This is a genomic window from Mesorhizobium sp. M0152, from assembly GCF_040322415.1.
In the GTDB taxonomy this organism is placed as follows: Bacteria; Pseudomonadota; Alphaproteobacteria; order Rhizobiales; family Rhizobiaceae; genus Mesorhizobium.
This window is the reverse complement of record NZ_JAMYTH010000035.1, coordinates 49,869-60,310: the sequence shown is the minus strand read 5'-3', so window position 1 is coordinate 60,310 and position 10,442 is coordinate 49,869. Positions and strand designations below refer to the sequence as shown.

13 protein-coding genes and 1 tRNA gene are annotated in these 10,442 nt (G+C 61.9%); 7 read left to right on the top strand and 7 right to left on the bottom strand.

Translation table 11 applies throughout. From position 1 onward, the window contains the following. The coding region (locus tag NKJ26_RS26615; protein WP_352698249.1) for a thiamine pyrophosphate-binding protein at positions 1 to 493 on the bottom strand (493 nt) is incomplete at its 3' end. 611 nt (positions 494 to 1,104) lie between these two features. Between NKJ26_RS26615 and NKJ26_RS26610 the strand changes: the two genes are divergently transcribed. Next, on the top strand, positions 1,105 to 1,254 hold the full coding sequence (locus tag NKJ26_RS26610) for a hypothetical protein (protein ID WP_352598957.1): 150 nt from the start codon (positions 1,105 to 1,107) through the stop codon (positions 1,252 to 1,254). Positions 1,255 to 1,340: 86 nt separating this feature from the next. On the opposite strand, the gene radC is transcribed toward NKJ26_RS26610, so the two are convergent. Together radC and map are read right to left on the bottom strand one after the other, a co-directional pair. Then, on the bottom strand, positions 1,341 to 2,096 hold the full coding sequence (gene radC, locus NKJ26_RS26605) for a RadC family protein (RefSeq protein ID WP_352698247.1): 756 nt from the start codon (positions 2,094 to 2,096) through the stop codon (positions 1,341 to 1,343). A gap of 293 nt (positions 2,097 to 2,389) precedes the next feature. Next, on the bottom strand, positions 2,390 to 3,217 hold the full coding sequence (gene map, locus NKJ26_RS26600; protein ID WP_352698245.1) for a type I methionyl aminopeptidase: 828 nt from the start codon (positions 3,215 to 3,217) through the stop codon (positions 2,390 to 2,392). Positions 3,218 to 3,802: 585 nt separating this feature from the next. On the opposite strand from map, the gene NKJ26_RS26595 reads away from it, so the two are divergent. After that, entirely contained in the window at positions 3,803 to 4,099 is a 297-nt protein-coding gene (locus NKJ26_RS26595; RefSeq protein ID WP_352698243.1) for a DUF982 domain-containing protein, read from the top strand. A 139-nt stretch (positions 4,100 to 4,238) separates the two neighbouring features. Continuing rightward, positions 4,239 to 4,553 carry a DUF6074 family protein gene (locus NKJ26_RS26590; protein ID WP_352698241.1) on the top strand — a complete coding sequence of 105 codons (315 nt, stop codon included), beginning with the start codon at positions 4,239 to 4,241 and terminating at the stop codon, positions 4,551 to 4,553. A 128-nt stretch (positions 4,554 to 4,681) separates the two neighbouring features. On the opposite strand, the gene NKJ26_RS26585 is transcribed toward NKJ26_RS26590, so the two are convergent. Further along, complete coding sequence (locus NKJ26_RS26585) at positions 4,682 to 5,062, bottom strand: hypothetical protein (protein ID WP_352598965.1); 381 nt, start codon at positions 5,060 to 5,062, stop codon at positions 4,682 to 4,684. Between the two features lie 336 nt (positions 5,063 to 5,398). On the opposite strand from NKJ26_RS26585, the gene NKJ26_RS26580 reads away from it, so the two are divergent. The 4 genes from NKJ26_RS26580 (at position 5,399) to NKJ26_RS26565 (ending at position 8,104) form a co-directional block, all read left to right on the top strand. Further along, positions 5,399 to 6,652 (top strand): pilus assembly protein TadG-related protein, encoded by a 1,254-nt coding sequence (locus NKJ26_RS26580; RefSeq protein WP_352598967.1) that lies wholly within the window; start codon positions 5,399 to 5,401, stop codon positions 6,650 to 6,652. Between the two features lie 21 nt (positions 6,653 to 6,673). Further along, positions 6,674 to 7,099, top strand: a complete 426-nt coding sequence (locus NKJ26_RS26575; RefSeq protein ID WP_352598969.1) for a TadE/TadG family type IV pilus assembly protein — start codon at positions 6,674 to 6,676, stop codon at positions 7,097 to 7,099. Positions 7,100 to 7,238: 139 nt separating this feature from the next. Continuing rightward, entirely contained in the window at positions 7,239 to 7,580 is a 342-nt protein-coding gene (locus NKJ26_RS26570; protein WP_502903202.1) for a TadE/TadG family type IV pilus assembly protein, read from the top strand. Between the two features lie 212 nt (positions 7,581 to 7,792). Next, complete coding sequence (locus tag NKJ26_RS26565) at positions 7,793 to 8,104, top strand: hypothetical protein (protein ID WP_352598971.1); 312 nt, start codon at positions 7,793 to 7,795, stop codon at positions 8,102 to 8,104. A gap of 345 nt (positions 8,105 to 8,449) precedes the next feature. Here the strand turns inward: NKJ26_RS26565 and NKJ26_RS26560 are convergent. The 3 genes from NKJ26_RS26560 to NKJ26_RS26550 form a co-directional block, all read right to left on the bottom strand. Beyond that, positions 8,450 to 8,524: transfer RNA gene (locus tag NKJ26_RS26560), tRNA-Glu, on the bottom strand. An 84-nt stretch (positions 8,525 to 8,608) separates the two neighbouring features. Continuing rightward, complete coding sequence (locus tag NKJ26_RS26555) at positions 8,609 to 8,803, bottom strand: GIY-YIG nuclease family protein (protein ID WP_352698238.1); 195 nt, start codon at positions 8,801 to 8,803, stop codon at positions 8,609 to 8,611. A gap of 189 nt (positions 8,804 to 8,992) precedes the next feature. Continuing rightward, on the bottom strand, positions 8,993 to 10,240 hold the full coding sequence (locus tag NKJ26_RS26550; RefSeq protein ID WP_352598973.1) for a D-Ala-D-Ala carboxypeptidase family metallohydrolase: 1,248 nt from the start codon (positions 10,238 to 10,240) through the stop codon (positions 8,993 to 8,995). Positions 10,241 to 10,442: the final 202 nt, after the last annotated feature.

Sequence of the window (10,442 nt, the reverse complement as noted above, 5' to 3'; positions counted from 1 at the left end):
GTTTTCCGGGCTTATCGGAATGGGCCCTTTGCAAATCGACCGGCAACATCAGTACCGCCGGGCCCGGCTTGCCGCTGGCAGCGGCAATGAACGCCTGGTCGCAATGATCTTCGACCCCATCGACACTCTCCAGGAGACGAAACCACTTGGTCACCGGAGCGAACAAGGCCTTATGGTCATATTCCTGAAAGGCATTCTTCCCGATATGCGAGCGGTCCACCTCCTGCATGATCGCGACGATCGGCACGCCCGCTTTCATTGCCTCCGCGAAAGGTGCGACCGCGAGTGCCGCGGCGGGGCCATTTTGGCAGATCATGACGGGCACGCGGCCCGAAACGCGCGCGAAACCGTCGGCGATCGCGCCGCCGCTGTTTTCCTGGCGGTAGGTGATATTGCGGATGCCACGATCCTCGCAGGCGAGCACCAGCGTCGTCGGTACGCTTTGCCCCAGAATGAATTCGATGCCATGCCGGACCAGCCTGTCGGCGATCACGTCGACGACAGTCCGTTTGGCGCTTGCCATTACGTGGTCTGCTACCATTGCGTGGCCTCCTGCTCTTGCGGGCGACCTCGACGAGATTGCCGTCCAGGTCGCGGAAGTAGATCGAGGTCATCGCGCATGCTCAGTGACAGAAAGCCAAGTCGTTGCGTCGTCCGGCCAGCCATGAAGAAACAAGACTGCCTTGTCCTGCTGCTCATGGCCTTCCTGAAGAAGGGGCTATTTCAGGCACATTCGTGGTCGCCATCTACGGCGCGATGAAGAATGCAGGTTCCGATAACTAACATTGGACGCGCCGGTGTGTTCCAACGTGAGGTCGTATCTTTCGGCGGATCAGACCATGTCGATGCGATCGGACGCACAGCCCGGGCTCTATGGTTTATCCCGATCTCAAGGTCGATTTGCGGTTCAAAGTGATTGCCGCTCAAAGTTTCATCCACCGGCTGACGATAGACTTCAAGCGATTGAAGGCGCGCGGATGTCGAATACCGCGCAACAAGTGGCTTTGAACACTGAAAAGAGGCGGTGACCGATCTCGTGCGGGATCTGTTCCCGGGGAAACGAAGTTATATCTCTGGATTGTTAGGGAGATGGGCGAAAACGTCATGCGTAGACTGAACGATAAGCTCTGCGTCGTCACAGGTGCCGCACGTGGCATCGGTCGTGCGATCGCCGCAAGCTTCCACGACGAAGGCGCCGGGTTCGGCGAGGCGGTCAGCCAGGTTGCCAGCAACTGCAACACCGATCCACCGTGATCGGTGGCGGCAAGGCCGCCCGCGACCGCGTATGATCCGCGACGCTTCCCGTTCTGATGCTGGTGAGGGCGCCCTTCGGGCCACTTTCAGATCAGCAGCAAGCCCTTCATGCTGGAATGGCCCTTGCGTCCGATGATGATGTGGTCGTGCACGGCGACGCCCAGTCGCTTGGCCGCGTCGATGATCTCCTTCGTCATCTCGATATCGGCCCGTGATGGCGTCGGGTCGCCTGACGGATGGTTGTGGACCAGGATGATCGCGGTCGCCGAGAGTTCGAGCGCGCGCCTGACCACCTCGCGCGGGTAGACGGGCGTGTGGTCGACGGTGCCGACCTGCTGCACCTCGTCGGCGATCAGCGCGTTTTTCTTGTCGAGGAACAGGATGCGGAACTGTTCGCGCTCCTCGAACGCCATGGCCGAGCGGCAATAGGCGAGAAGCTGCGTCCACGACGCAAGGACTTCGCGGCCACGCACCTCGCCGCGTGCCATGCGCTGCGCGGTCGCCACGACAACCTTCAGGTCGAGCGCCACCGTTGGGCCAATGCCCTTGACCTCCTGCAACAGACTGACCGGTGCGCCGAGCACTTCGGCCAGCGTGCCGAAACGCGCCAGCAGCGCCTTGGCGACCGGCTTGGTATCGGCGCGAGGGATCAATCGAAACAGCAGGAGTTCCAGAAGTTCATAGTCGGGCAGGGCGTCCGGACCGGCCGAGGCAAAGCGCTCGCGCAGGCGGTCGCGATGGCCGAGATAATGCGGCTTTTCGTCGAGCGGCTTGGTTTTCGCTGGCCGGATCGGCGCTTCGGCGAAGAAACTCCGCTCGTCGTCGTCGCTTGTGTTCCCCATACGCCGCCCACGCTCCCCGGCACAGACCTTAAAACCGTTCCGGCTCGGATTGAAACAGTTCTGTTCTCCGAGCGCCAGACGATCCACACAAGAGATCGTTCCGGCCTCACCATCGGCTTCCGGCTTGCTTCGCACAGGCGGCAAGATGAAGCCACGATTGCGCAACAAAACTCACCAGCCCATGATCTGCGCACGCCTTTGACGCGGCTGCGGCTTCGTGCCGAGCGCATGGATGATGGCCGGACCGTCTCTCGATCGTGGCCGACATCGTCGAGGGTCACGGCACAGCGAAACTAAGCCGGCAGGCCTGGCCGATCGAGTTTTTTGGGTGACAGCGTGAAGATCTCGCAGCCGGTGTCGGTCACGCCGATCGTGTGTTCGTATTGCGCTGACAGCGAGCGGTCGCGCGTCACCGCCGTCCAGCCATCCGACAGGACTTTTACGTGCGGACGGCCGAGATTGATCATTGGCTCGATGGTGAAGATCATGCCGGGCCGCATCTCGACGCCTTCATTGGCGCTGCCATAGTGCAAGATGTTCGGCGCGTCGTGGAACAACTGGCCGACGCCGTGGCCGCAGAAGTCGCGCACCACCGAGCAGCGCTCCCCTTCGGCATAGGTCTGTATGGCGGCGCCGATGGCGCCGGTACGGGCGCCGGGCCGGACCGCGGCGATGCCGCGCATCAGGCATTCATGGGTGACTTCGAGCAGGCGCTCGGCCGCACGCTTGATCGTGCCGACCGGGTACATACGCGAGGAATCGCCGTGCCAGCCGTCGAGGATGTAGGTGACGTCGATGTTGACGATGTCGCCATCCTTCAACGGCTTGTTGTCGGGGATGCCATGACAGACGACATGGTTGATCGAGGTGCAGGACGATTTCGTGTAGCCGCGATAGTTGAGCGTCGCTGGCAGCGCGCCATGATCCATGCCGAACTCGAAGACGAAACGGTCGATGGTTTCAGTGGTGACGCCGGGACCGACCATCGGCACCAGTTCGTCCAGGCAGCGCGCGGTGAGGTCGCATGCCTTGCGCATGCCGGCAAAGCCGTCCTCGCCGTAGAGGCGGATCTGGCCGGTGTTTCTGAGCGGTGCCGTGCCGGCGTCGAGATAAGTGACCATTTTGTCCGTATGAAGATAAGGCCCGCAGGAGTGCCGGCGTGAAAATCCCTCCCAGATTTGGCACTTGAGGGCGAAAGGTTCAAGGAAGAACTGCCCGATGCAGCCGGGCCGCCGGGATATTCGTCTCGTCGAGACAATCTTTTGCCGGTTTGCACCGCCGCTTGCTTTCCGTTCCCGCTATGCGTTAGGGCGGGTGATCTCTTGGAGATCGCATCCGCTCACGACGGACAGCGCCAGATCGCTTGATGCGCGGCTGACGACAGCCTGCTACTGGGCGCTCGCCGAGACGCTCGGCCTGTCGGCAACCGGGGCGCTCGTGCTCGGCCTCCTTTCGCCATACCGTCGTCTCTCGTGCTGCTTGTGGCGGTGCGGATGACGTTCGACGCGGAGACCGATCCCGCCAACCAGCAGCCGCTGGCTCCAAGGTGCCCGCGGCCGAAGGCTGGCGGAACGCCTGGGCAGAAAAGCGCCGTGGCAAAACGCCTGTTTCCGCAGTGGCGACACATTCCCGCGCCACAAAAGGATCAGAGCAACTTTTTACGACGAACGGCGTTGCCTGGGCGACGCCAGTTCGGGAGATGTCGGATGGATAGATTGCAATTCAAGGTGCCGGTGCGCATCGCGCCCGGCTCCGGCTTGCCGGTCGAGGAGATCTATAGCGTCGAGCAGGCGCTCGATTTTCTTCAGGACTGGCCGGCGCGCCGTCAGGGACCGGTCTATCAGAAGGCCTTCAACGCCTGCTTTGGCGCCACGGTGGACGTGGTCAAGACCGAGGATGCCTGCCGGGCGTTCATGGCGTTCTGCCGCGTCACCGGCCTGATGGCCAGCGATATGACGCCCCCGCGCAGGCGCGGCGGCCAGACGAGGACGCTGCAGGCCTGAGTCCCAATTCTCCCCCGTTTCGATTTGGAACACCGGCGATCGCACGACGGTGGCGGGCGGGGATCACTGCCTTTGGGAAGCGCGCGCGGACGCTTTTCCGTATCGTTAAGCTTCCGTTTCCACCTTCGCGGCTACGCCATTGCTTGTTCAGCAATGGTTGATTCGTTGCGTCAGTGTCATGGTTCGGAAGATGTCCCCAGAAAAAGTCCGTGCATTCCCAATCGACCGTCAGGTTTTCTTGGTCCGAGATGTTGCCGCCAAACTGGACAAGCTGCATGGCGAGACCGCCACTTCCTTCTGGAGGGCCAAAGCGGCGGAGCTGCTTGATCTCGTCGTTGGATCGGGCAGGGACAAGGCGACGGCCAATGATGAAGTGCGCAGGTTCTTCCTTGCCGTACAACGAGAGATGTTGGTTGGAGCGGTGGCTAGGCCTGCGCCAAGTCTTTCCGCCTGAAGCAGGCCAGCGGCACGAATTACTCGGAACCCGCAACAATGAAAAAAGCCCGCACCGGCGAACCGGTGCGGGCAACAAGGAACATGCTTGGAGACGGTGAAGTCAAAAACAGCACGTCCTTGAATTGTTTATTCCGTCGCGCCAGTGGTTTCGTCGGATGTGTCATCCGTGGTGTCCGCCGGATCTTCCGTGGTGTCCTTGGCCAGGAACTTGTCCAGCGCCGCCTGGAGGGACAGCGTGGCTTGCGGCGATGCCGGTGTGGTCGCCACGACGCTGAGGGCTTTTGTCAGGCCGCTGGTGGAAGAATCCTTTGCCGCCGCGGATGTCGCGGCTCCGTGCCCCTGCGATCCTGCTCCAGCTGAATTCCCGCCGTTACCTTGCCCGCCCCCATTACCCTGCCCGCCACCATTACCGTGGCCGCCGCCATTGCCGCCGGGTCCCGAGAATGCCGGGGAGGCGAGAAGCGAGAGCGCCGCAACCGCCGCGAGCAGACTGGTTCGAGTTTTCATGATTCATCCTTCGAGTCGGCCGCCCGCTCAGGAAATCATGCGACCATGCTAATGAACCCGCCAGACGGACCTTGGTCCGAGTTTGCCGGGCATTGGTCTTATCGCGAACGCCAGCCGGCCGATCCTGCCCCATAACGGGTCACTTGCAGTCGCCTTCCATCCGCGCCGTCGGTTAACCGTTGCCGGCGCGGGACGCGAGTTTTGTTCGTCCAGCTGCCTTGCGTCGCCATTCAGCCAAAACGAACCTCTTTCTTTGGGAGCCGATACATCCTTGATCAAAAATCAACCGAACTTTTTAGCCATTCCTTCACACATGCGTGCTTTCTAATCTATCTCATGGCCTTCAGTTGCTTCACGCGAATTCGACGCATAGCGCACGGTATGTGCCGGGGCACAACCGCAAACGTTGCCACCATTTTCGCCCTGACCTTGCCGATCGTTGTCGGCGCGGCGGGCTTCGGTGTGGAGACCTCCTACTGGTATTACAACAGCCTGAAACTTCAGGCGACAGCCGATGCTGCGGCCTATGCCGGCGCGCTCGAACAGATCTCAGGTTCCGATAAGCCGACGATCGTCGCTGCCGCGAACCAGTCGGCCGCGACCAATGGCCTTGGCGCAGGCACGATCGTCGTCAATACACCGCCGACGTCGGGGCCGAATACGGCGAAGAAGGCGGTCGAGGTCATCGTCGGCCAGAATCTCGACCGGATGTTCACCTCTATCTTCACGCAGAGCCAGGTACCCGAACAGGCGAGGGCGGTGGCCCTCATCACCGATGCCTCGAAGGCCTGCATGCTCGCGCTCGATCCATCCGCCTCGCAGGCGGTGCTGTTTTCGGGCAACACCACAGTGAAGGTCACAGGCTGCTCGGTGATGTCCAATTCCATCGCTTCGGATGCAATCAAGCTTCAAGGCTCGGCTGGGCTCCAGGCCGATTGCCTGATAACGGCGGGGGGCGTCTCTCTCAGCAATCCCGTCACAACCGTCTGCGCGGCGCCGATCACCCAGGCCCTGCCTGCCGCCGATCCGTTCTCCAGCCTGCCGGCGCCGGCGCCCACCAACCCGTGCAGGAATGTCAACGGCGGCAAAACCACGCAAACACTCCAGGCCGGCACATACTGCAGCGGCATGAACCTCAACGGCAATGTCGCGCTTTCTTCAGGGACCTATGTCGTCCAGGGAAATTTGAAGATCAACGCCGGCGCGGTCATCACCTGCGCCGCACCCTGCACCGACGGCGTTACCATCTATATGGCCGGCAGTTCGACAGTGAGCATGAACGGCAACGCCACCGTGAACCTGAGCGCGCCGACCGCAGGCACCTATTCCGGTGTGCTGTTTTATGGCGACAGGACGGGGGCTGCGGCGCAGAGCACCTTCAACGGCACGGCGGACTCGCTGCTGACGGGCGCGCTTTATTTCCCCAAGCAGCAGGTCAACTATCTCGGCAATTTCTCGGGCCAGAACGGCTGCACCCAGGTCGTGGCTGACCTGATTCAGTGGTCCGGGAATTCGACCATCAACCAGGATTGCACGAGCCTCGGAATGCGGGACATTCCGGCCACGCAATCCGTAGCGCTGGTCGAGTAGCCTGCCGTGGAACGCCCATCGGTGCCGATTCTGAGCGACGATGCGGGTGTCGCGGCGGTCGAGTTCGCCCTGGTGCTCCCCATCCTATGCCTGGCGCTGCTTGGCATCGTCGACGGGTGGTCCTATGTGACAAGTTCACTGTCGATGCGCGCCGGTGTGAAGACCGCCGCGAACCTGATCATGGCAGGATCGACCGATGACACGGCGACCACGGCCGTCGCGATTTCGACCTGGGAAAAGCGCCCAGCGGATGGCCAGGTCACGTTAAGCCGGGTTTACATGTGCGGCACGACCGTGGTCGACGCTTCCACCTTGTGCGGTGGGTCGAAGCCGTCAGCGATCTATGTCCAGATCCAGGCATCGGCCACGTGGGAGCCGCCCTTTACCTTCGGTGTCTTTGCCGACTCCAGGGCCGTCGGCCACCTGGAGGTGATCCGTGTCCGCTAGATCGATTTGTCGTTTCGCGCAGAACCGCCCCATCCCTCTGTTTTCAGGCAAGTCCGGACGAAAATCCATTTTCTGGAATTGCTCTGGGGCAATCGCGTTCAGGCGGGACCATTCAGGCGGGGCCGGGCTGGAATTCGCGTTGATCGCGCCTTTCCTCATCATGCTGCTGTTCGGGATCTTCGCTTTCGGTTGGGCAATGCATTCCGAGTCCACCGTCCGCTATACGCTGGAGACATCATCACGCTCGCTTCAACTCCACAACACGCTGACCCAGGCCGACATCCAATCGATCGCCACGCAGAAACTGCAGGCTTTGGGTCTGCAGGATGTGAACGTCACGATCGCCATCGATCCGGCGAGCGGCGGCTTTCGCATGGCGCATCTGACGGCTACCTATGCCCTCGTCGTCAACTTTCCCTACTTCAGCGCTTTGCCGATCAACTACGCGACCACCGTGGCCGTGCCGCTGGTCGGCAGTTAGGCCGTGGTTCGCTTTCGGTTGCCGTCCATCGAAAGCAGGTAGTCGCCTCCCAGCCATACGTGGGGGGCAACGACGCCTTATATTAGCAATACACGATATATTAACGGCTCTGACGCAGCCTTCCACACCACGAAGACAGAAGAACACCTCCTCATCGACGTTCCAAATGCGCGCTGGAGCGCGGGGACGCTCGACCAATGCGGAGCAAACGCATGATTGTCGGAGCAGCTCTCGAACAATTGCTACGGTTGATTCATCGCCGAGCCATGAAATTGGCGGCACTGCCGGAGGATGAAAGGGATTCGCATTACGATCTCATCCGCCTGTCATGTTGCGCGGCCGCGGAGCACATTGGGCAAAGTCCCGATGTGGCGGCCATCACGGCAAACGACATGGTTGAATTTGTTCGGGCACTGGTCGGAATCATCGAGGTGGGCTGTGCATCGGACCATGGGCGAGGCGTCGAACGACCACCGTCGGCACGACATTTTGGTAGCCGGGAGAACGGCACTACGCGCATTTAGGCACGGGCACGCCGGCTCACGGCGGCGAATTTATTATTGGCCAGCCTGAATGACGATCGTCGTAACGAACTCTCTCGCCTCAACTCGCTTTGGGCAATGATCGGGACTATCCGGCCACGCTGCCCCAGCGCATTCTCCTTTAGACGCCGCAACCGTTTCGCCGGGCTGTACGCTCGCGGCCTGGCTGGTGCCGGACGATGAAAGGAGAACCGTCTGAGTGATGAGAGCCGAGGAGGCGGCAACTTGTATCAGAACGGCGGCAAAAGCGATCTTTTTGAGCATGCGAACAAACGCACCGAGCTGCCGCTTGTTCCCCCGCCTGCCTCATCGGTGACTTGAAATGTCTGGTACGCCCAAGGGGAATCGAACCCCTGTTACCGCCGTGAAAGGGCGGTGTCCTGACCGCTAGACGATGGGCGCGCTCAGATGAAAGCGGCTTATACTGGCGTTGCGTGCAACCGGCAACCCGTCAGGTGCCGCCTTGGACAACTTTTTTCCAGGCTGTCAAAGCCGTGATTTCCAGAGCTCTGGAAGTCTTGATATGCCGGCAAGACGCCGCATCGCTTCGTCATCAACTCGCTGGTGAAACGGGGCCTTGGCCGGACTTGTGCTCAAGGTGATGCGGCCGAGATCGTTGGTGACGCCGATATAGACAGTGCCGCGTTTCCGACTCGCGCGCATGTAGACATAGCCGGTCATGCCTCAACCATAACGGGCGATCGAAGCGCCGACTATCCGCTGCATTCTCCGGCAGGCGTCGCGGCATGGATCCTAGGGTCTGCGCCGCGACTTCAAAGCGCTGCTCCGGTGCGGAATTCCGTTTCGCTGCGATCTTCGACGGCCATCACAGCATGGGCCCCAGCCTCTTTGCGACGGAGCTTCGCAGTGCTAGCCGTCGCTACCGCCGCTGCGGCGACGGCAGCGCCAGTTCCAGTCGCGTTCGGGGCCGACGTCGACGTGGACGGATTCGGTGTGGCAGTAGGTGCCGACGCCACCGCGGCCGGGCATGGTCCTGATGTAGCTCGCCAGTTCCCATTTGGTGACGCCGGGCACCTGGATGTCGGCGGCGGCACAGTACATGTGCAGCGAATTCTTGGCGCCGTTGGCGCGGCGGTTGCGGGCAGGGTCGCGATAGCCCGAGGTGACCATCATCTTGCGGCCGTAGTGGCCCTCGATGGTCTTCAGCACGCGGACCAGCGACGGCTTGAGGCAGGCGACGTCGACGCTTTCGTTCTGCTTGAGCAGGCCGTTGGGCGCCAGGCGGGCCATGCCGGCGGCGGACGCGACCTGATAGGAGCCGCCGATCGGCCCCTCGTCCTCGTTGAGGTCAACGTCGCTTTCGTCGTCGAGGCCGGATTTGCGCTTGATCTCGAACAGGGCCGTCTGGCGGACGCCGGGCAGGGCATCGCCGCCGGTGATGTGGCCGGTTTCGCCGCCGAGCGAGGCGAGTTGCACAGGCTTTGCCGCGGAATCGGCCGAAGCAAGCGTGATGATCGGCTTTGCCGCCGGCGCCGGGCTGGCCTGCGCGACGGTGGGTTGTTCACCCGACCTGGTGTTTACGAGCGGTGCGGGCTTCGCCGAGGCCGGCGTGGCGCCAAACATCGAGGCCAGGAACCCTTTTTTCTTCTCGATCGGCGCCGGTTCGCCCGCGGTCACATAGACCGGATTGTTCATCGCGGGCGTCGCCGCCGGCTTCGGCGCGGTCACACTGGCATCGGCCGCGGCGACTTTTTGCGCGGCCGCATCGGTCGGCTGCGCCGCCTCTGCCTGCTGCTGCAGCGACTGCGGCGTTTGGCCGACGATCGCTTCGGCGCCTGCCGGGGCAGTGAGCGGAAAGGCGGCTCCGGGCTTGGTCATCGGCAGATAGGCGACCTTCTCGGGGAGTGCCGTGTCGCTCTCGCTCATCACGGTCGTCTGCTCGGTCGCCACCTGCGATGTCGAATCGGCGACGGCAACTGACTTGCCGGACGAGGCGGCATTGATGTCCGACGTGGAAGCATTGTAGCCCGGCATTCCAACCGACATTGTCGGGTCGCCGGCAGAGGTGCAGGAAGCCAGGAGCACGGAGCAGAGCGCTGCCACGATGACGCGGCGTTCTCCCTTTGCGAGGCTCCATCCTGCTGATTTCAAAGTCAAATTCCCCCTCGATGTCCGGTCGGTATATCCTTGGCGCGGCCCTGATGCGTCGCTGTCCAAGGTGACTTTGTCTCCGATCCGGAAACGAGACCTGTGTCAAATCCGCAAGCTTGAAAGTATTTTTGCAGGAATCGCCGAATTGAGGCCGCTTGATGATTGACGGCACCATTTCGCCCTCTTTTGCCGGCCCGTCAACTCACCA